This is a genomic window from Cupriavidus sp. H19C3 (assembly GCF_049393815.1).
Lineage (GTDB): Bacteria > Pseudomonadota > Gammaproteobacteria > Burkholderiales > Burkholderiaceae > Cupriavidus.
In genome coordinates, this window is record NZ_CP184986.1 from 1,972,013 (window position 1) to 1,991,473 (window position 19,461).

At 66.6% G+C, this 19,461-nt stretch carries 21 protein-coding genes; 5 read left to right on the forward strand and 16 right to left on the reverse strand.

The features are described 5' to 3' along the window. Positions 1-68 precede the first annotated feature (68 nt). The 3 genes from mnmH (at position 69) to DFLDMN_RS28300 (ending at position 3,308) form a co-directional block, all read left to right on the forward strand. On the forward strand, positions 69-1,238 hold the full coding sequence (gene mnmH / locus DFLDMN_RS28290; RefSeq protein WP_423199054.1) for a tRNA 2-selenouridine(34) synthase MnmH: 1,170 nt from the start codon (positions 69-71) through the stop codon (positions 1,236-1,238). Between the two features lie 273 nt (positions 1,239-1,511). Next, positions 1,512-2,501: a Bug family tripartite tricarboxylate transporter substrate binding protein gene (locus tag DFLDMN_RS28295; protein WP_423199055.1), complete on the forward strand. Its 990-nt coding sequence runs from the start codon at positions 1,512-1,514 to the stop codon at positions 2,499-2,501. 186 nt (positions 2,502-2,687) lie between these two features. After that, a complete protein-coding gene (locus tag DFLDMN_RS28300) occupies positions 2,688-3,308 on the forward strand; it encodes a flavodoxin family protein (RefSeq protein WP_423199056.1) in 621 nt (206 codons plus the stop codon). Positions 3,309-3,461: 153 nt separating this feature from the next. Here DFLDMN_RS28300 and DFLDMN_RS28305 read toward each other — a convergent pair whose 3' ends face one another. From DFLDMN_RS28305 to DFLDMN_RS28345, 9 genes are all read right to left on the reverse strand, one after another. After that, positions 3,462-4,169 (reverse strand): YoaK family protein, encoded by a 708-nt coding sequence (locus DFLDMN_RS28305; RefSeq protein WP_423199057.1) that lies wholly within the window; start codon positions 4,167-4,169, stop codon positions 3,462-3,464. Further along, positions 4,169-4,450: a XapX domain-containing protein gene (locus DFLDMN_RS28310; protein WP_423199058.1), complete on the reverse strand. Its 282-nt coding sequence runs from the start codon at positions 4,448-4,450 to the stop codon at positions 4,169-4,171. The genes DFLDMN_RS28305 and DFLDMN_RS28310 overlap by 1 nt, the downstream gene beginning before the upstream one ends. A gap of 23 nt (positions 4,451-4,473) precedes the next feature. Beyond that, complete coding sequence (locus DFLDMN_RS28315; protein ID WP_423199059.1) at positions 4,474-5,658, reverse strand: porin; 1,185 nt, start codon at positions 5,656-5,658, stop codon at positions 4,474-4,476. Then, positions 5,655-6,083, reverse strand: a complete 429-nt coding sequence (locus tag DFLDMN_RS28320) for a DoxX family protein (RefSeq protein ID WP_423199060.1) — start codon at positions 6,081-6,083, stop codon at positions 5,655-5,657. The genes DFLDMN_RS28315 and DFLDMN_RS28320 overlap by 4 nt, the downstream gene beginning before the upstream one ends. A gap of 20 nt (positions 6,084-6,103) precedes the next feature. After that, positions 6,104-7,960: an amidohydrolase gene (locus DFLDMN_RS28325; protein ID WP_423199061.1), complete on the reverse strand. Its 1,857-nt coding sequence runs from the start codon at positions 7,958-7,960 to the stop codon at positions 6,104-6,106. Between the two features lie 237 nt (positions 7,961-8,197). Beyond that, the gene (locus DFLDMN_RS28330; protein ID WP_423199062.1) at positions 8,198-8,884 is read right to left on the reverse strand and encodes a hydrolase; all 687 of its coding nucleotides are present in this window, start codon (positions 8,882-8,884) and stop codon (positions 8,198-8,200) included. Between the two features lie 290 nt (positions 8,885-9,174). Further along, positions 9,175-9,969, reverse strand: a complete 795-nt coding sequence (locus tag DFLDMN_RS28335; RefSeq protein WP_423199063.1) for an AraC family transcriptional regulator — start codon at positions 9,967-9,969, stop codon at positions 9,175-9,177. A 196-nt stretch (positions 9,970-10,165) separates the two neighbouring features. Further along, positions 10,166-10,453 carry a hypothetical protein gene (locus tag DFLDMN_RS28340; RefSeq protein ID WP_423199064.1) on the reverse strand — a complete coding sequence of 96 codons (288 nt, stop codon included), beginning with the start codon at positions 10,451-10,453 and terminating at the stop codon, positions 10,166-10,168. A gap of 143 nt (positions 10,454-10,596) precedes the next feature. Next, positions 10,597-11,160: a M23 family metallopeptidase gene (locus DFLDMN_RS28345; RefSeq protein ID WP_423199065.1), complete on the reverse strand. Its 564-nt coding sequence runs from the start codon at positions 11,158-11,160 to the stop codon at positions 10,597-10,599. A 128-nt stretch (positions 11,161-11,288) separates the two neighbouring features. Between DFLDMN_RS28345 and DFLDMN_RS28350 the strand changes: the two genes are divergently transcribed. Next, positions 11,289-11,879 (forward strand): TetR/AcrR family transcriptional regulator, encoded by a 591-nt coding sequence (locus DFLDMN_RS28350; protein WP_423199066.1) that lies wholly within the window; start codon positions 11,289-11,291, stop codon positions 11,877-11,879. 100 nt (positions 11,880-11,979) lie between these two features. Continuing rightward, entirely contained in the window at positions 11,980-12,708 is a 729-nt protein-coding gene (locus DFLDMN_RS28355; RefSeq protein ID WP_423199067.1) for a cysteine hydrolase, read from the forward strand. Positions 12,709-12,768: 60 nt separating this feature from the next. Here the strand turns inward: DFLDMN_RS28355 and DFLDMN_RS28360 are convergent, their stop codons facing one another. The 7 genes from DFLDMN_RS28360 to DFLDMN_RS28390 all read right to left on the reverse strand — a co-directional run bounded on the left by DFLDMN_RS28360 (position 12,769) and on the right by DFLDMN_RS28390 (position 19,291). Beyond that, positions 12,769-13,770 carry a Bug family tripartite tricarboxylate transporter substrate binding protein gene (locus DFLDMN_RS28360; protein WP_423199068.1) on the reverse strand — a complete coding sequence of 334 codons (1,002 nt, stop codon included), beginning with the start codon at positions 13,768-13,770 and terminating at the stop codon, positions 12,769-12,771. Between the two features lie 46 nt (positions 13,771-13,816). Next, positions 13,817-14,680 carry an amidohydrolase family protein gene (locus DFLDMN_RS28365; protein ID WP_423199069.1) on the reverse strand — a complete coding sequence of 288 codons (864 nt, stop codon included), beginning with the start codon at positions 14,678-14,680 and terminating at the stop codon, positions 13,817-13,819. Continuing rightward, complete coding sequence (locus DFLDMN_RS28370) at positions 14,677-15,600, reverse strand: SMP-30/gluconolactonase/LRE family protein (RefSeq protein WP_423199070.1); 924 nt, start codon at positions 15,598-15,600, stop codon at positions 14,677-14,679. Before DFLDMN_RS28370 ends, DFLDMN_RS28365 begins: the two co-directional genes overlap by 4 nt. Before the next feature lie 15 nt (positions 15,601-15,615). Next, complete coding sequence (locus tag DFLDMN_RS28375) at positions 15,616-16,581, reverse strand: Bug family tripartite tricarboxylate transporter substrate binding protein (protein WP_423199071.1); 966 nt, start codon at positions 16,579-16,581, stop codon at positions 15,616-15,618. Between the two features lie 28 nt (positions 16,582-16,609). Next, positions 16,610-17,572 carry a hydroxyacid dehydrogenase gene (locus DFLDMN_RS28380; protein WP_423199072.1) on the reverse strand — a complete coding sequence of 321 codons (963 nt, stop codon included), beginning with the start codon at positions 17,570-17,572 and terminating at the stop codon, positions 16,610-16,612. Further along, positions 17,569-18,267, reverse strand: coding sequence for an RraA family protein (locus tag DFLDMN_RS28385; RefSeq protein ID WP_423199073.1), 699 nt, complete (start codon positions 18,265-18,267; stop codon positions 17,569-17,571). The genes DFLDMN_RS28380 and DFLDMN_RS28385 overlap by 4 nt, the downstream gene beginning before the upstream one ends. Positions 18,268-18,334: 67 nt before the next feature. Continuing rightward, entirely contained in the window at positions 18,335-19,291 is a 957-nt protein-coding gene (locus DFLDMN_RS28390; RefSeq protein ID WP_423199074.1) for a tripartite tricarboxylate transporter substrate binding protein, read from the reverse strand. Positions 19,292-19,461: the final 170 nt, after the last annotated feature.

The window sequence follows — 19,461 nt, forward strand, 5'->3', positions numbered from 1 at the left end:
TACAATGCCCGGCAGCCCGGCGGCCCGGCCATGGCGCGGTCGTGGCGGCCCCGGTCCTGAAGTTCGAGATGCGCGACATCCCCCTACGAGACAACACCGTCGATTACCGCTCGCTGTTCCTGCGCGACGTGCCCATGATGGACGCCCGCGCGCCGGTCGAATTCGGCAAAGGCGCCTTCCCCAGTGCGGTCAACCTGCCGCTGATGAACGACCGCGAACGCGAGCGGGTCGGCACCTGCTATACGCGCCATGGTCAGGACGCCGCCATCGCGCTCGGCCATCAGCTCGTCCATGGCGCCGTCAAGGCGGAACGGCTGGCCGCGTGGGTGGACTTTGCGCAAGCCCATCCCGACGGTTATCTGTATTGCTTCCGCGGCGGCCTGCGCTCGCAGATCGTGCAGACATGGCTGCGCGACGACGCCGGCATCGTCTATCCGCGCGTGATCGGCGGCTACAAGGCCATGCGCGGTTTCCTGATCGAGACCATCGACCATGCGGCAGCCGATTGCGAACTGGTGCTGCTCGGCGGCATGACCGGCACCGGCAAGACCGACCTGCTGGCGCAGCTGGACCACGGTCTCGATCTCGAAGGACATGCGCACCATCGTGGCTCCAGCTTCGGCAAGCATGTGACCGGCCAGCCGACCCAGATCGACTTCGAGAATCGCCTCGCCATCGATATCCTCAAGAAACGGCATGCGGGCCATCACCGCCTTGTGCTCGAAGACGAGAGCCAGGCCATCGGCAGCTGCAGTCTGCCGCCCGATCTGTACCGCGCCATGCAGCAGTGTCCGATGGTGTGGCTCGAGGACAGCCTCGAACATCGCGTCGAGCGCATCCTGCGCGACTACGTGGTGAACCTCTGCGCCGAGTTTGTCGCCGCCCATGGCGCGACGCAAGGGTTCGAGCGCTTTGCCGAGCGACTGCGCAAGAGTCTCGACAATATCCACAAGCGGCTCGGTGGCGTGCGGCATCAGCAGTTGCGCGGCATGCTCGACGCGGCGCTCGCCGCGCAGGCCAGCCGCGGCGACCTGACGCCGCATCGTGACTGGATCGCGGGCCTGCTGGCCGGGTATTACGATCCGATGTATGCGTACCAGCGCAAGCTCAAGGCAGACCGCATCGTATTTGCCGGCGGGCAGGGCGCGGTGCTTGCCTATCTGCGCGAGCATGCGCGCGTGGACGAGCGCGCGAGCGAGCGCGGCAGGAGCGCCGGCGGCGGCGGACCCGCCGCCTGACCTGGCGTGGCCCGCCTCACCGGCGGCGTCAGGCGTGGTGACCGAGCGTGTCGTCGAGGCAGGCAAGCATGCAGGCCCGGATCGGCAACGCATGCCGCCAGCCGCGACGCATGACTGGCCGCGCGCGTCAGCCATCGTTCATTGCGCTACCGCCAACTGCGCGAGCGGCGGCGCGCCTGCCTGCCGGAGTGTGCCCGGTACCCGCATAATTGCGGCTGGCCGTCACGCGCCCACGCCGGCGCGCGACGGCCAGCATCCCAATATCGGAGACAAATGTTGAGCCTCAAGACATATGCACCGCGCGCGGTGCAAGTTGCCGCCTGCCTGCTTGCCGGCCTTACCTTCGCTCATGCGGCCATGGCTGCCGACGCCTGGCCCGCCAAGCCGATCAAGGTCATCGTGCCATACACGCCCGGTGGCTCCACCGACACCGTCTCGCGCGTCGTGCTCGAAAAGGTTGCCCAGAGCCTGGGCCAGCCGATCGTGATCGAAAACAAGCCCGGCGCCAACAGCACGCTTGGCGTGGGCGTGGCGGCACGCTCGGCGCCGGACGGCTACACCTTCGTATCGGTGCTGGCCGCCTATAGCGCCAACATGTCGCTGTATTCGAGGCTGAGCTACAAGCCGAGCGACCTGGTACCGGTGGCGGAAATGGCGGAGTTGCCGCTGTTCCTGTTCTCCAGCAAGAAGCTGCCGGCCAGGACCGTGGGCGAACTGGTCGACTATGGCCGCAAACACCCCGACGCCCTCACCTTCGGGTCAAGCGGCGTCGGCAGTTCTGCCCATCTGACGGGCGAGCGCTTTGCAATGGAATCCAAGGTCAGGATGACCCACGTGCCGTACAACGGCAGCGCGCCGATCCTGCCGGCGCTGGTCTCGGGCGAGGTGTCGATCGCATTCGATCCGCTGCTGGTACCGATGCCGCACGTCAAGTCCGGCAAGATCAACGCGCTCGCGGTGGCATCCGCCAGGCGCTGGCCGGGCGAACCCAACATCCCGACCATGGAAGAGGCCGGCTTTCCGGGCTTCATCATGAGCTCGTGGACGGGCCTGCTCGCGCCGGCCGGCACGCCGCAGCCGATCGTCGACCGCATGGCGAAGGAAATCGCGGCGGCGACGGCCAGTCCCGAAGTCGCGAAGAAACTCACGGATCTCGGCTTCGTGCCGGTGGGCGGCACCTCGGAGGAATTCCGCAAGCTGATCGAGCGCGACATCACGCGCTACGCGCAGATCGTCAAGGCCGGCAAGATCACGCTCGACTGAGCGCGCGGGACGGGGGTCTGCCCGCAGGCAGCGCGGCAGATCCATTCATCAAATTATTTCAACGACATATTGAGACATCACTGACTTTACCCGTCAAACCATTCCCTACACTCGGTTCTACAGCTGCGCCAGCACGATGGATGTATCGCAGCGGCATTCAAATATTTGGAACATTGGAGAACCGACATGTACCCCACCCCCACTCGCATCGCGGTCGTCTACCACAGCGGCTATGGCCATACGGCCAAGCAGGCCCAGGCCGTGGCACGCGGCGTCGACACCGTGCCAGGCGCAACCAGCCTCCTGATCAGTGTCGAAGATATCGACCAGCACTGGGCCACGCTGGAACAGGTCGACGGCATCATCTTTGGCGCGCCGACGTACATGGGCAGCGCCTCGGGCCAGTTCAAGATGTTCATGGATGCCACCTCGCGCAACGTCTTTGCCAAGGGTGCCAAGTGGGCAGACAAGGTTGCCGCCGGTTTTACCAACGCGGCATCGCGCGCCGGCGACAAGCTCGCGACGCTACAACAGATCGCAATCTTCGCGGCCCAGCATCGCATGCACTGGGTCAACCTGGGCCTGCCAACCGGCCACAACAGTTCGCAGTCCAGCGAGGACACGCTGAACCGCCACGGTTTCTTCCTGGGCGCGGCCGCTCAGTCCAATGCCGATGAAAGCGCCGAAGTCGTGCCGCCGCCAGCGGACTTGCGCACCGCCGAGTTCCTCGGCGCGCGCGTGGCGGAGGTGGCCCGACAGCTCGCCGCGGGCCGCGCGGCCCTGGCGTCGCTGAAGCAGGCAGCCTGACTGGCCGCGCATGACCATGCGCGGGAAGCAGGCGGACGCCGCCACGCAAGTCGCGGAGTCAGTCGCGGAGCTAGTCGCCGATCATGGGTCGGGATCGCCATCGCGGGCACGACCCATGTTGCCCCTGCGGGATGCAGGCGTGCCGGTTGGGGGCTAACGGGATCGCCGCAGATGCGCGGCAAGCCAGACCAGCAGCACGGTGGGCACCAGCACGCTCCAGAACGACCAGTGTGCATAGGCGAGCGCGCCGGCGATGGCCCCCGCCGCAAAGCCCGCCACCGCGGGCACCATCTTGCGCAGCCGGCGCCGGATCGCCGCGCGCGCTTCCGGCGCGGCCGACGGCAGGTCGACCAGGTCGATCACGATCTGCGTGGTATTGCCGGTCATGATCGTCGTGGGACCGGCCTCGGCCAGCAGCGTGCGCGACGTGGCATTCTGGATGCCCATCGCCATCACGCCCAGCAGCCCGCACACGACGACCCGCGATGCAGCGGGATCGGTCAGCGGCACCGCCGCCAGGCCCGCCGCCATGAAGCCCACCAGCAACACACACTGCGCCAGCAGCAGGATCGTGGCCACCGGTGCCCCGCGCCGGGTCAGCGCCGTTTCCGCCCGGCGGGTGCACGCCACGGCCAGGACAAAGGTCGGCAAGGCGAGCAGCTTGGTCACCAGGCCTTCCGAAGCGCCGATCATCTGCACGCCGATCATGATGAAGTTACCGGTGACGTGCGCGGTAAACAGGCCGAACAAGGCCGCAAACCCCACGACATCGACATAGCCGGCCACGAACGACAGCAACCAGCCTGGCACCGTTGCCGCCGCCACCGCCGGCGCCGGGGACGCTTGCGCGGTGAGCGCCATCAGTGACTCCCGCCGGCGTTGTCACAGCCGGCGTCGCTCGGCGCCGGCGCCTTGGGCGGATTGCCGGAAATCCTGGGCACGCATTCATGACGGAACCATGCCGTCGTGACCGGCTCGCCGGCCATCATGCGCTTGACCGGCGGCAACACCTGCTCGCCGATCAGCATGCCAAGCAGCCCCACCAGCGCAATCGCCGGAGGGGCCGGCGAGCGCACGCCCAGCAGCGAATAAATGATGCCGACCAGTATCCCCGCCCCCAGCGAGATCAGATACACCTTCATGATTCCACTCCTGTCGTGGCGCGTTAGAAATAATGGCGCATGCCCAGCGCAAACGTCTGCGGATCGGCGCCGGCACTGACGCCAAGTTCGTTGATGGCGAAGTCGTAGACCGCATTCCTGCGGTTCTGGATGCGGCTGTAGAACGCAAACAACGCGGTGCGCTTGGACAGCGGATAGTCGTATCCCAGCGTCACCTGCATCGCACCGGTTTCCGCGCCGCTGCGGAAGAACCCGACCGTATCGACCGACGAGCCCGTGCCGTTGGCGGCAAAGGCCACACCCAGCTTGACGCTCCCCACCCCGACCTGCTGCACCAGCGACGCGTAGTAGCCGTTGCGCTGCAGGTCGCCGGTATCGGTCCGGTAGTGCAGATGCTCGTACACCGCCGCGATGCGCGTGCCAGGCAGGAGTTGATAGGCGAGCCCGAATTTCAGCGCATCGTCGTTGCGGCCCGCCGCCTGGTAGTGCTGATGCACTTCATAGGCGGCCGTGGCGTTGAGCTTGCCGCGTTCGAACACCAGTGCCGCCGAGTACAGCGCCGGATCGCGCGCCACCGAGGTCTTCTCCTCGGGCAGGCCCCAGCCGAGCCACACGCTTACGCCGGCGAACTGCGGCGAACGGTACTGCACGATATTCTTCTGCCGCCGGTCGAAGGAACTGGTGTCCTGCACGTTGTCCGAACTCGAGGTCGATCCGTTGCCCATCAGCGCCATATAGCCCGCCGTGGTCGGGTAGTACGGGTCGTAGCCCATGGTCGACTCGGTATAGGGTGTGTGCCAGTGCCCCATGAACAGCAGGCCATAGTCACCTTGCAAGCCGATGCGCGAGTTGCGACTCGCGATCTGGCCCTGGCCGGTATCGAGCGACAGGTTGCTCTCGATCTGCCATAGCGCCTTGAGCGAGCCGCCCAGACCCTCTTCGCCACGCAGCCCGAACACGGAGCGATAGTTGGTCATGCGCGCCACGCTGCCGAGGTGTGTGCCGTCCGTGGCGGTGGAAGCATGCGAGAACTCGATCGCGGTATTGAGGCGGCCGTAGACCGTCAACGTGCTCTGCGCGAACGCGGGCGCCTGGACCAGCGCGGCCGCGCCGCACAGGCTGGCGCCGAGGATGGCCTTGAGAGTGGCGTTGAGGGTGCCGTGGAGGGAGGCCCGGAAGGCAATGCGCGAGCGGACACGCAGGTTGAAACGCAGACCATGCCCCCTCATGCGCGACTCCCCTCCGACCGGTCCCGCCATGCCACGAGCACGAATCCGCCCACCAGCCCCAGATGCTCGAAGAACCCGTTTGCCATCATGAAACGTGCCTCCGGGGGCGCGTTCCAGAACGGCAGCGCCAGAAAGGTCGCCCCGAGCGTGAACAGGCCCAGCATCAGCGCGCCCAGCCAGCGCCACCAGCCGAGCAGGATCATCAGCGAGGCGCCCAGCTGGAGCACGATGACGGCGCCCGCCAGCGGCGCCGCGGGCGCCAGGCCGAAGTGCCGCATCTCGGCGACCGCGCCGGCAAAGTCGAATGCCTTGACGAGCCCGCCCTGCAGGTAGGCGGCGCAGAGCAGCAGCAGACCGATCCAGTAGAGCCAGCCTGGCAGCCGCCGCGACGGCCGGCCGGACAGCGAATGGGAGGAACCAGACATGGTGCGATTCTGGTCCATCGTCAGAACGCCCAGCACGAACAGCCCAACGCGCCCCAGAAGGTGCTCTCTTCCGAGGTCGGCACACTCGACGTCCATGCCTTGGCATGCGCGTGACCATGGACCCCGCACGCGCTCGCGCACGCACAGGCCGTCTGCACCGCGAGTGCCTGCGGGCGCGGCTGGTAGCCGCCCTGGTGGCGCACCGGCGACCAGTCCGGCATGGCGGGCGGGATCTCCGGCGCATGCTTGCCGAACTCCTGGTCGCCGTAGACGATCTTGCCGCCCAGTACCGTCATGACGGACGTGATGTCCTGGATATCGTCGCCCGGCACCGCAAAGTAGTCGGCCGACAGCACCGCCAGGTCGGCCAGTTGCCCGACCTTGATCAGCCCCTTCTTGCCCACCTCCGACGAGAACCACGTATTCGATTCCGTCCACAGGCGCAGCGCGGTCTCGCGGTCCAGCAGGCTGGCCTGCGGATACATCGACATGCCGCCCACGGTCTTGCCCGTCGTCAGCCAGTAGAGCGATACCCACGGGTTGTATGACGCCACACGCGTGGCATCGGTGCCCGCGCCCACCTTGACGCCGCGCTCCAGCATCCGCTTGACCGGAGGCGTCGCCTCGGCCGCCCTGGCGCCGTAACGCTCGACGAAGTATTCGCCCTGGTAGGCCATGCGGTGCTGCACCGCGATGCCGCCGCCGAGCGCGGCAATGCGGTCGATATTGCGGTCGGTGATGGTTTCCGCGTGGTCGAAGAACCAGTTGAGGCCGTCGAACGGAATATCGCGCGCCACCTTCTCGTACACGTCGAGCGCGCGCGAGATGGTCTCGTTATAGGTGGCATGCAGGCGCCACGGCCAGCGCTTTTCCGCGAGCAGGCGGATCACCGGCTCCAGGTCCCCCTCCATCGACGGCGGCATGTCCGGACGCTCGACGCGGAAGTCCTCGAAGTCGGCCGCGGAATACACCAGCATCTCGCCGGCACCGTTATGACGATAGAGATCGTCGCCCTGCCCGGGCTTGACGGTAGCCGTCCACGTCTTGAAATCGCTGAGTTCTTCCTTCGGCTTCTGCGTGAACAGGTTGTAGGCAAGCCGCACCGTCAGTTGCCCAGCCGCGTGCAGTTGCTCGATCACGGCGTAATCGTCGGGATAGTTCTGATAGCCGCCGCCGGCATCGATGACCCCGGTCACCCCGAGGCGATTGACCTCGCGCATGAAGTGCCGCGTGGAATTGAGCTGGTACTCGGCCGGCAGCTTCGGTCCCTTGGCCAGCGTGGCATAGAGAATGGTCGCGTTGGGCTTGGCCAGCAGCAGGCCGGTCGGATTGCCGGCGCCGTCGCGCACGATCTCGCCACCGGGCGGGTTCGGCGTGTCCCGCGTATAACCAACGGCGCGCAGGGCCGCGCCATTCAGCAGCGCGCGGTCGTAGAGGTGGAGGATGAACACCGGCGTGTCGGGCGCGGCCGCGTTGAGTTCCTCGATGGTGGGCAGGCGCCGCTCGACGAACTGATGCTCGGTAAAGCCGCCCACCACGCGCACCCACTGCGGCGCCGGAGTGCGCGCCACCTGCTCGCGCAACATGCGCATGGCATCCGCCAGGGAGCGCACGCCATCCCAGCGCAACTCCATGTTGTAATTCAGGCCACCGCGAATGATGTGCATGTGGCTGTCGATCAGGCCCGGAATCGCGCGGCGGCCGTTCAGATCGATCACCGGGGTCCGGGGGCGAGCCAGCTTCATGATTTCGTCGCGCGTGCCGACGGCGACAAAGCGGCCATCCTGGATCGCCACGGCGTCGGCCTGCGGATTGGCGCGGTCCAGCGTGCTGAACTTGCCGTTGACGAGAATGAGATCAGGGCTGGACGGATTCATGGCAAAGCCTCTGGTTGCGGTGGCCGTGCCGACCGCCACTGCGCCGGCGAGAAATTTGCGACGGCTGATGGGAGAGAAGGTCGGACTCCGCTCGCGGTCTTGGTGGTCTTCGGTCACGATAAAAAAGGGAAACGAAAAGGCAGGACACCGGCATGCATGCCGGTGGGTGAGAAAAAGACGTTGCCGCATGGTTGGGCGGCGCGGCGCGTGGCCATGCCGCCCTGCCCGATGCGGGCGTCAGCGTGCGGCTACGGCGGCGAGCGCCTCATGCGCCGTGGCGGTGCGCTGCGGGGCCTTGTGGACCATCGTGTAGGCATAGTCGACGCCCATGCCGTACGCGCCCGAGTGCTCGCGCACGATCGCCATCACGGCATCGTAGGAATCGCGGCGGGCCCAGTCACGCTGCCATTCGAGCAGCACCTGCTGCCACGTCACGGGCACCACCCCAGCCTGGATCATCCGCTGCATCGCGTAGTCGTGCGCCTCCTTCGAGGTACCGCCAGACGCATCGGCGACCATGTAGATCTCGTAGCCGCCCTCGGCCATCGCACACAGCGCAAAGGTGTTGTTGCACACCTCCGTCCACAGGCCCGACACCACTACCTTCCTGCGCTGGTTGGCGGCCAGCGCGTCGCGCACCTTCTGGTCGTCCCACGAATTCATCGAGGTCCGCTCCAGGAGCTTCTGGTCGGGGAACACGTCGAGCAGTTCGGGATAGGTATAGCCGGAGAAGCCCTCGGTCTCGACCGTGGTGATGGTGGTGGGAATATTGAAGACGCGGGCCGCCTTGGCCAGGCCGACCACATTGTTCTTGAGCGCCTGGCGATCCATCGACTGGACGCCGAATGCCATCTGAGGCTGCTGATCGATAAAGATGAGCTGGCAGTTCTGCGGGGTCAGCACTTCGAGTTTCGGATCGGTCATGGTGCATCCTTTCGAGGGTTGGCGACGCGTCAGGACAACGCTTTGCCGCGAAGTTCAAAATACAAGATGGTCGGCAATTTGCAAGCGCGATCGCCATGGGCGATGGTGCATCAAGCGCTGGCGTGATTACGCGATACGGCGGTGGAAGCGGCGCGCGCGAGGGCACGCGATCGCGAACGAAAGGTACCGCGCCGGCGTGACGCGGTATTGAACAAAACGGAGGTAAGCGGTAGAAAACCGCGCCAGCGGCGGTGCGCCCGAGCCGAGCCGGCCCGGTGGCCATCCGCCCCCTACCGGTCCCGCCACTGCGCCGGAGAGAAGCCGGTGATCTTGCGGAACACGCGGCTGAAGTGGCTCTGGTCGGAGAACCCGCAGCTGATGGCGACCGCCGCGATGTCGAAGCCATGGCGCAGCAACGCCTTGGCCAGATCGACCCGTGCGCGCAGCATCCATTGATGCGGCGTGAGGCCGGTCGACTGGAGAAACGCCTTGCTGAAATGGCCCGACGAGAGCCCGCAGGCGCGCGCGATATCCTCGACGGCGATGTTTTCGGTGACGTGCTCGCGCATGTATTCCAGCGCGATCCGTTCATGCCGCGGGCTCAATCCTGGTGCAGGCCTGCCACGGCGCAGACCATTGCCATAAACCGCGACCAGATGGGCCATCATCGCGCTGGTCACATGCCCGAGGAACAGCCGGTTGAGGGCGCCCTCCCCGTCGAGCGCCGTCGCGATCGAACTGGCAAGCAGATACATGGTGTGGTCGACCTTGCCGCCCGGATTGCGCAGCGCAAAGCCGCGCCCGGCCCCCGCTCTCGCCGCCAGTTCTTCCAGTTCGTGGTGAGCGACTTGCAGCCGCACGTTATCGAAGGCGGAGAGATGGTGGCATTTCCATTCCTCCTCGAGATTCGTCATCGACAGCGCGCCGGTATGGTGGCCGCCCTCATAGACCAGCCGCCGCGAGCGCCATATCTTGTGGCGGCGAAACGGCTGCAACTGCACGATAAAAGAGGTCTTGCCGACCACAGGCACGTCGATGGGGTCAAGCAGCGGCCCGCTGCAATGCGTCCGCTCGATGCGCAGCACGCCCACGTCGACCTGTTGGAGCGTGGGCCGATGCTGCCTGCGTTCCGTATCGATATTCATTCCGGGTACCCCGTCATGACCGCCGCGACCCGATGATGCCGGGCGCGTCGCGGATGGCGTGAAAAGCCAGAATGATAGCTCGCTACGGGGGACGTACGGGCGACCTGGCAGACCGGCGGGGGACCACTACGCGTGGCTACGATCGATTTTCGGTGGGCGGCGCGTCGGGATCGCGGCTACCCGGATCCAGCAGGTCGCGCTTGCCCACGCCCGGCGGGAATTCGCCCTTGCCCGGTTGCCGGCTCGGCCCACCCTCGTTCGTGCCGGAATCCTTGCGATGCGAGGCCGCATCCTTCCAGTCCGCCGCGGCGCGTTCGCGCGCGCGCTGGTTGTCGGCCGCGTTTTCGCGCAACTCGCGATCGTCCAGGCCCTGCCGCTTGTCGAGCGCAGGATTGCCCGAGGTATCGTGCTTGCTCTGTGTCATGGCGTCTTCTCCCGGTGATGGAAATGGCGATGCACTGGCATGCGGCGCAACTTCCGTTCCATCGCCGCATGCGGACGGCACTGCGCCTGCGCGAGCTGGCGCCATGTAAAAACCACAATCGATGGCAAGACCTTGCGACGCCGCTAGCGCGGCGCCTTCAGCCGCGGATACGGATTCATGGCGCCGCCGGCCGCATAGATGCCGTAATGGAGATGAGGCGGCGTGCCACGCGCGTTACCCGTATCGCCGACATAGCCGAGTATGGTGCCCACGTCGACGCGATCGCCGACGGCGATCGCGGCATGGCGTTCGAGATGCGCGTAATAGTGCATCTGCCGCCCCGGGCCCATGACCCACACCACATTGCCGCCAAGCGGATTGGTGCCCATGCGCGTGACGATGCCCTCGGTGGCGGACAGCACCTGCCGCCCGCGCGTGGCAAAGATGTCGATGCCTTCGTGCTTGCGGCCACCACTGCGCGCCGCCGCCCAGGTATCGCGCAACGCCAGCGGCGATACGCCCTGGACCGGCACCGGCAATGCGGTCGGCGCGGGCATGCCGGCCAATCGCGCCGCATAGACCATGCGGTCCAGCGCAGGCTTCACCCATGGCCACGATACCCACACGATGGCCGCGAGCGTCAGCGGCAGCAACCAGCGGAGGCCGGAGCGCCGCGGCGCGGGACGGGGAAGGTGCGCATCGGTCATGACGGTTGGAGGGCGCGAGCGCGGCAAGATTCCGCCCCGGCCATGACGGCGCATTGTCCCAACCCGGCATTTGACCTTAGCCGACCAGTCGTCTATGATTCGTCCATTCGCAATCCGACCCGCTCGACATGCCCCGTCCCGCCAATCCCGATATCCGCAATCGGCTGCTTCTGTCCGGCGGTCGCGTCATTCATGGCAGCGGCTTCCATGGCGCGGGGGTCCAGGACATCGTCGCGGCCGCAGCCGTCCCCAAGGGCTCGTTCTACAGCTACTTCGACAGCAAGGAGGCCTTTGCCGCCGAGGTGGTCGAGGCCTATTGGGCCGCCATCGAACAACGCCATGGCAGCGTTCTGTACGACGCGCGCATCAAGCCGCTGGCGCGCATCGAGCGGATGTTCGCCTTGCTGGTGGAGGACCAGCGCGCCGATCAGTTCCGGCTCGGCTGTCTGATCGGCAACCTGTCGCTGGAGCTGTCGAGCGCCAGCGGCGAAGTCCGCGACGCGCTCACGCGCATCCTGAAGCGCTGGGAAGCCATGCTTGGCGCCTGTCTCGACGAAGCGCGCGTGCGCCGCGAACTGCCGGCCGAGCGCGCCGTCGAGGAACTCGCCGCGCTGCTGATCGAAGCGTGGGAAGGCGCGGTCCTGCGCAGCAAGGTCGAGCGCAGCGATGCCGCGTGCCAGCGGTTTCTCGATGTCACGCTCAAGCGGCTGCTGTCCTGAAATTTTTTTGCCTGATTTATAGACGACCGGTCATTTATTATTTGCTGTTGTTTTCGACTGCTGTTTTCGACTGCTGTTTTTCCTTACGAGAGATACGCCCATGTGCAATCACCCCGCCTACGCCGATCCCGCCAACCCCGCCCTGCCGCGCGCCAATATCGAACTCGATCTTGCGCGCACGGCGCTGGTCGTCATCGACCCGCAAGTCGACTTCATGAGCCCCGCCGGCCGAAGCTGGGGCGTGGTGGGCGAGAGCGTCACGGAACAGAAACTGGTCCCCAACCTGGTGAAGCTGTTCGAGGCCGCCAAGCAGGCCGGCATCGCCGTCGCCATCTCGCCGCACTATTACTTTCCGCATGACCACACGTGGAAGGTGCAGGGCCCCGCCGAAATGTTCCAGCACGCGGTCGGCATGTTCGATCGCCCCGGCGCGTTGACGCTCGACGGTTTCCGCGACTCGGGCGCCGACTTCATGCCCGAGTTCAAGCCGTATATCGAGGACGGCAAGACCATCATCTGCTCGACGCACAAGCTGTATGGCCCGCAGGCCAACGACCTTGTGCTGCAGTTGCGCAAGCAACGCGTCGACCAGGTCATCCTCGCCGGCATGGCCGCCAACCTGTGCGTGGAGTCCCATCTGCGCGACCTGCTGGAACAAGGCTTCGAAGTCGCGGTGGTGCGCGACGCCGTGGCTGGCCCCAAGCTGCCCGAGGGCGACGGCTACCACGCGGCGCTGGTCAACTTCCGCTACATCGCCAACGCGCTGTGGGATACCGAGGAGACCGTGCAACGCCTGCGCGGCGACCAGCCAGGCGCATCGCGCGCCTGACGGAGACAGCGGCGGGGGCCGCGGCGTGACAGATGCCACGCCGCCCTGCCGCTCTCCGCGCTACTCCAGCGAGATATGCGCGGCCTTGCCGACCCGGCCCCACTTTGCGATATCGGCCTTCTGCATTTCCGCCAGGCGCTCCGGAGGGCCGCCCACGACCTTGATGCCGAGCCTGGCCAGTTGCGCCTTGACGTCGGCCTCCTGCAGCGCGCGATTGATCTCGGCATTGAGGCGTTGCACGACAGGCGCCGGGGTGCCCGCCGGCGCAAAGACACCTTGCCACTGCTCGGCCTTGAAATTCGGCACCCCTGCTTCGGCCATGGTCGGCACGTTGGGCAGCGTTGGGACCCGCGCCGCCGTCGCTACGGCGAGGGCGCGCAGCTTGCCTGCCTCGATATGTGGCAGGATCGGCGCTGTGGGCGCAAACATGAACTCCACATGGCCCGCCATGACGTCCTGGATGGCCGGCACGTCGCCCTTGTACGGCACGTGGGTCATGCGCACCGATTGCTGTTCCTTCAGCAGTTCCGCCGACATCTGCAGGATGGTCCCGCTGCCGCCCGACGCATAGCTGATGGCATCCGGCTTCTGCCGCGCCGCGGCCAGCAGCTGCGCGACGTTGCGATACGGGCTGTTCGGTCCGACGATCAGCACGCTCGGGATGGTGCCGACCAGCGCCACGGGCGTGAACGCCTTCACCGCGTCATAGGGAAGCCTGGGATTGAGCGCCGGATTGATCGCGTGCGAGGCCGTCGACGCGCCTAGCAAGGTATAGCCGTCCGGCGCGGCCCGCGCCACAAAGGCCGAGCCGATCGCGCCCGTAGCCCCGGGCCGGTTCTCCACGATCACGGTGGTATGCAGCGACTGCCCGAGCTTTTGCGCCAGCAGGCGCGCCAGGATATCGGTGGTGCCGCCGGCCGGATACGGCACCACATAGGTAATCACCTTGCCTGGCCACTCCGCCTGGGCATCGGCCGCGCTCGCGCCGAGCGAAGCAGCGGCCAGGAAGAGCGCCAGCGCCGCCTTGCGCGCGCATCTGGGCAGGGTTCGAGTCTGGAACATCGTTGTCTCCACGTCGTTTGTCTTGATAGGTATGCCGCAATGGCTGTCAGGTGGGGTTGGGGCCGGCGTCTGCATCGGTAAACCCATACAGCGCTGCGGGGTTGTCGACGAGCACACGCCGCGCCAGTACGGGCGAGCCGCACCATGCGAGCCATGTGCGCAGCAACGCGGCATCGTCGAGGTCCGTCACGCCTTTGGCCCGTTGCGTCGGATGCGGCCAGTCCGAGCCCCACACCACGCGCTCCGGCGCGAGCGACAGATAGCGCGTCGCCAGCGGCCGCATATCGGCAAAATCGGGGGGGCCGGTACGCGATTCGAGATAAGGTCCCGAGAGCTTGACCCAGGCCTTGCCCCCGCACAACAGTTCCGCAATCGCGCGGAACGACGGCTCGGCCTCCGGGTGGTCGAGCGGCAGATGACCATAGTGATCGAACACGATCGGCGCCCCCAGGCGCGCGAGCTGCCCGCGCATCTCCGGCAACCACGCCGACGGCAGGTTGAGTTGCACGTGCCAGCCCAACGCCCCCACGCGCGCCGCCAGCGCCGGCAGGTCGTCGCGGCCGACCGGCGCGGGCAGCGTCAGGTTGAAGCGAATCCCGCGGATACCGGCGCGATGCAGGCGCGCGAGCTCGGCGTCCGTGACGTGGCGGTCCACCACGGCCACGCCCCGCGCGTTGGCGCGGAGCTGGTCGAGCGCCGCGATCGTGCAGGCATTGCTGGCGCCATAGGTCGACGGCGTGACCACGATCGTGCGCGACGTTCCCAGCCTGCGCTGCACCTCGCGATAGTCTTCGACCGAGGCGTCGGCGGGCGTCAGGGTCGCCTGCGGCGCAAACGGATAGCGGCGGTCGTACACATGCATATGGCAATCGCAGGCATCGGCCATGCGCAGCACCGGCGTCGCGCTCATACGGCCCGCCCGCCATGAACGGGCGCCCCGCCGACTGCCATCTCCGCCTGCAGGATCGAGCCCGACACCGACTCGGTCATCAGTAACGTCCTGCCATCCACGCCGCCGCAACACAGGTTGGTCAGCGAGGCACCCACCGGGCTGCGAATGACCTCGACCGGCTCGGCACGATGGTTGAGCACCCACACGTGGCCGAGCCCGGGATTGGCCACCAGCAGATGGCCATCGGCGCGCAGGGCCAGGCCATCGGGTCCGCTCGGTCCGTACGAGGTAAAGAACTGGCCGACCTTGCTGACCGAGCCATCGGGCAGCAACGGCACGCGCCAGACGCAGTTGCCGCGCGTCATGGCGACAAACAGCACCGTCTCGTCGAGCGACAGCACCAGCCCATTGGGGCTCGGCGCGTTGTCGAGCAGGAGATCGAGCCTGCCATCGGGCGCCAGGCGATACACGCGCCCGGTGGGATCGTGCATGCCGGTCTGGCCCTGGTCGGTGAAGTAGAGGTTGCCGGCAGCGTCGAAGGTCAGGTCGTTCACGCCCCGAAAGCGCTCGGAGTTCCTGCGTTCGAGAAACGGTTCGACCTCCCCGCTGCCGATGTGCAGCCGCATCAGGCCATGACGATAGTCGGTAATCAGGAAATCGCCGTCGGCCATGCGCTTCATGCCATTGGGCTCGCCGTCGTACTCGGTGACGAGTTCCCAGTCGCCCTGCATCGAGACGCGGAAAATGCGCCCATAGGGAATATCGGTCACCCACAGGTGGCCCTCGACCCATACCGGTCCTTCCAGGAACGAATCGGTCGGCGCGCCGCCGCGATTGGCACGCGCCCACGCATTACGCGGGTCGGGCCGCCGGAACCGGTCCGGCAGCCGGGTCAGCACCGCGGCATCGCGTACGACGGGAGGTTGCAGCAGGTACATGTGCTCGCCTGTCGTCTATTGCTTCTCGAGATGCGCGTCGCGCGCCACCGTGGCCCATTGCGCGGTCTCACGCGCAATCAACTGCGCAAAGGCCGCACTGTCGAGATGGCCGGGCTGCGATCCCATCTGCGCCAGAAACGCCCTCATGTCGGGTGCCTGCATGGCCTTCTGCAGTTCCGCGTGCAGCTTCACGATGACGTCGTTCGGCGTGCCGCGTGGCGCCGCCAGTCCCGACCAGTTGAACAGGCTGAACCCGGGCACGCCCGCCTCCGCGAAGGTCGGCACATCGGGGAACGCCTCGGCGCGACGCTTGCCACTGATGCCCAGCAGACGCATCTGGTTTCCCTTCACCGGGCCCAGCACGCTCGGCGTCGACACCACTACCATGTCAACGCTGCCCGACAGCAGGCCGACCATGGCCTCGCCCGCGCCTTTGTACGGCACATGCATCAGCTTGATGCCGGCCGCCTGCTGGAAGGCCTCGGCGGCAAAATGCGGCGAACTGCCGGCGCCGCCGGTGCCGAAGGTGACCTGGCCCGGATGCGCGCGCGCATAGCTGACGAGCGCGGTCAGATCCTTGAAGCGCCCATCGGCCTTGACCGCGACCACCACCGGCGAAAACGCGAATGGGGCGATCGGCGTCAACGCCTTTTCGTGATCCCAGTTCAGCTTCCTGAAGACATACGGCAGCGTGGTGTACGAATTGTCATTGGCCAGCAGCGTGTAGCCATCCGCCGGGGCGTTCACCACCTGCATCGTGCCGATGGTCCCCGAAGCACCGGGCTTGTTTTCCACCACAAAGCTCTGCCCGGTCTGTTCGGTGAGTTTCTGCGCCACCTTGCGGGTGACCACGTCCACGGCGCCGCCCGGCGGATTGGGCACTACGATGCGGACCGGCTTGTCCGGGTAGGCCGCGCGAGCGGTGCCGAGGCCGAGCAGTGCGGCCGCCACGCACAGGCGGCCGATGGTGCGAAAGCGCATGGTTGTCTCCTGTTGTCCCGCCGTTGCCTCAGGCGCGTTCGCCCTGCAGCACGGCAAGTACGTTTTTCGCGGCACCCACGCCCATGTTGACGTAGGCCGCATCGCTGACGCCGCCGATATGCGGCGACAGGATCAGATTGGGAATCCCCTGGAACGGATGCGGCACCGGCATGGGCTCCACCGCAAAGCTGTCGAGCCCGGCCGCATACAGCTTGCCGCTCAGCAGCGCGTCCGCCAGCGCGGGCTCGTCGATCAGGCCGCCGCGCGCGGTATTGACCAGGATCGCGCCATCCTTGAACAGCGCCAGCGTGTCGCGGTTGAGCATGCCGCGATTGGTCTCGGTCAAGGGGCAGTGCAGCGACACCACGTCCGCCTCGCGATAAAGCCGCGGCAATTCGCTCACCGTTTCCACACCGTCGGGCACCGTCCTCGCATAGGGATCGAACGCGATCACGCGCATGCCGAGGGCCAGGCCCGTCACGGCGGTACGGCGGCCAATCTCGCCCAGGCCGACGATGCCCAGGGTGCGCCCATGCAGCTCGATGGTCTTGTGCGCCGCCTTGTCCCAATGGCCGGCGCGCATGCGGTCGTTCAGATGCGGCACGGCCTTGGCACAGGCCAGGATCAATGCCCAGGCATGCTCAGCAACCGCGGCCGCGTTGGCGCCCACCGCCGCCTTGACTGCGATGCCGCGTGCAGCCGCCGCCTGCTGGTCGATCACGTCGATGCCGCTGCCATGCTTGGAAATCACGCGCAGCGAAGGCGCTGCATCCATCACGGCCGCGCCAACCTTGCCATAGCGCACGATGATCGCTACCGGATCCTTCTCGCGGGCCAGCGCCGTCACAGCCTCTTCCGTACATGCCTTGCCGGCAAAACAGACCTCGAAGCCATCGAGCAGGCGTAGCGCCTGCGGGGCGAGGTCGCTGCCGGTGACCAGCACCGCGGGCTTGCGCGCTGCGCCAGCGGCGACGTTGGCGTCGAAGGTCACAGCGCTTCCCCCTCGGCCAGCACGCCCGCGGCACGCAGTTCGCGCTCGAGCCAGCCCGGACGCAATTCGCCGGCGCGGATCGCGGCCATGCGCTTGGCTTCGGCATCGACCTTCTGCTGCGCCAGGTCCAGAATCGCCGGCACCTCTTCGCGCGGAATCACCACCACCCCGTCCGCGTCGCCGACGATCAGGTCGCCGGGGCGGATTGCCACACCGGCCACGGACGCCGGCCAGTTCACCAGCCCGCCGATGGCCTTGGTCGGACCGCACGGATTGGTGCCTGCGGAGAAGACCGGAAAGCTGCCGCCAGCCAGCTCGTGCGAATCGCGCACGGCGGCGTCGATGACAAAGCCGGCCACACCCGACGCCTGCGCCTGCGTGGCCATGATTTCGCCGCACAGCGCGGCGGTCTGGTCGCCCTTGCCGTCGACCACGATCACATCGCCTGGCTGGGCGATGGCCAGGGCGACGTGGACCATCAGGTTGTCGCCGGGCCGGACCTCGACAGTCAGCGCGGGGCCAGCCACTTTCATCGACGGGGACAAGCCCTGCACGCGCGCATTCAGCGTGCCACGGCGGCCGACCACGTCGGCCAGGATGGCGGCCTGGAAGCCGGCGGCGCGCTTGACCAGTTCAGGCGACACACGCTCGAAGTCCCGGCGGATGGCGGGAGATGTCTTGGCTTGGGTACTCATGTACGACTCCGGAAAACAGAGGGGGAATGGGAAAGCGGGACGGCGGCGCGGAACCACCGCAACGGGTCTACTGCGCGGGCACCAGCTTCCACAGGCGCTCGAACTTGCCGCGCTGCGTGGCCATATGCGCGGTCCATGCGGGTCCGCTCAGGAAAGCGATGCCACGCGCTTCGTTGACGGCGCGGGCCAGAAACTCCGGGTCTTTGGTGGTCGCCTCGATGGCGTCCTGCAGGCGCCGCGCGATGGCGGGCGGCAGGCCACGCGGCGCGGCAAAGCCGCGCTCGGAAGAGATGGCAATATCGAGGTTCTGCTCCGCGGCGGTCGGTACGTCTTTCACTCCCGGACGACGCGTGGCGCCGAGCTGAACCAGCGGCTTGACATCGCGGGAGGCACGATCGGCGTCGGTGAACTCGGTGGTACTCATCACCATCACGTCGATGTGGTGGCCCAGCAGGCTGGTCTTGGACTGCGCAGTGCCGGCAAACGGCACGTGATTGACACGGACGCCCGTGACCTGCTGCAGCGCCAGCGCCGCCATATGGCCGTTGGTACCGATGCCATTGCTGCCCATCGACAGCCCCTCCGGATTGGCCTTGAGCTGCTGTACGAGATCGGCCATCGATTTCAGCTTGCTGTCGCCCGCCACCACGAACATGGCCGGATCGTCGATCACGCGTGCCAGCGGCACGATCGCGGCCGGGTCGTATTTGGGTCTGCGCTGGATGGGGATGGTCAGCAACGACGGCGTCGACACGATGCCGATGGTGTAGCCGTCCGCAGTTGCGCGCGACAGCGACACATACGCAATCTCCCCGGACGCGCCAGGCTTGTTCACCACCACCATGCGCGCCTTGCCGCCCAGGTGCTTCTGCAGGAAAGGCGCCATCGCACGCGCCAGCAGATCGGTACCGCCGCCGGCGGCAAACCCCACATACACCTCGATCGGCCGGTCGTCAGGCCACGCGGCGTGCGCGGACGCAGTCGCCGTCAGCCCAAGCAGGAATAGAAATCGGGTCGCCCACATCGGTTGTCTCCATCTTGTTTTGATCTTTGCGTATCGTTGTACTGTGTACAACGACGTTGTATATCCGTGAGACAAATATAATTCGCCGCCATCGGAGACAGCCAGATAGTGTTTACCCGTGTACGGTGCAAAACGATGTTGTACATCGTACAATTCAGAAAAATTGCACG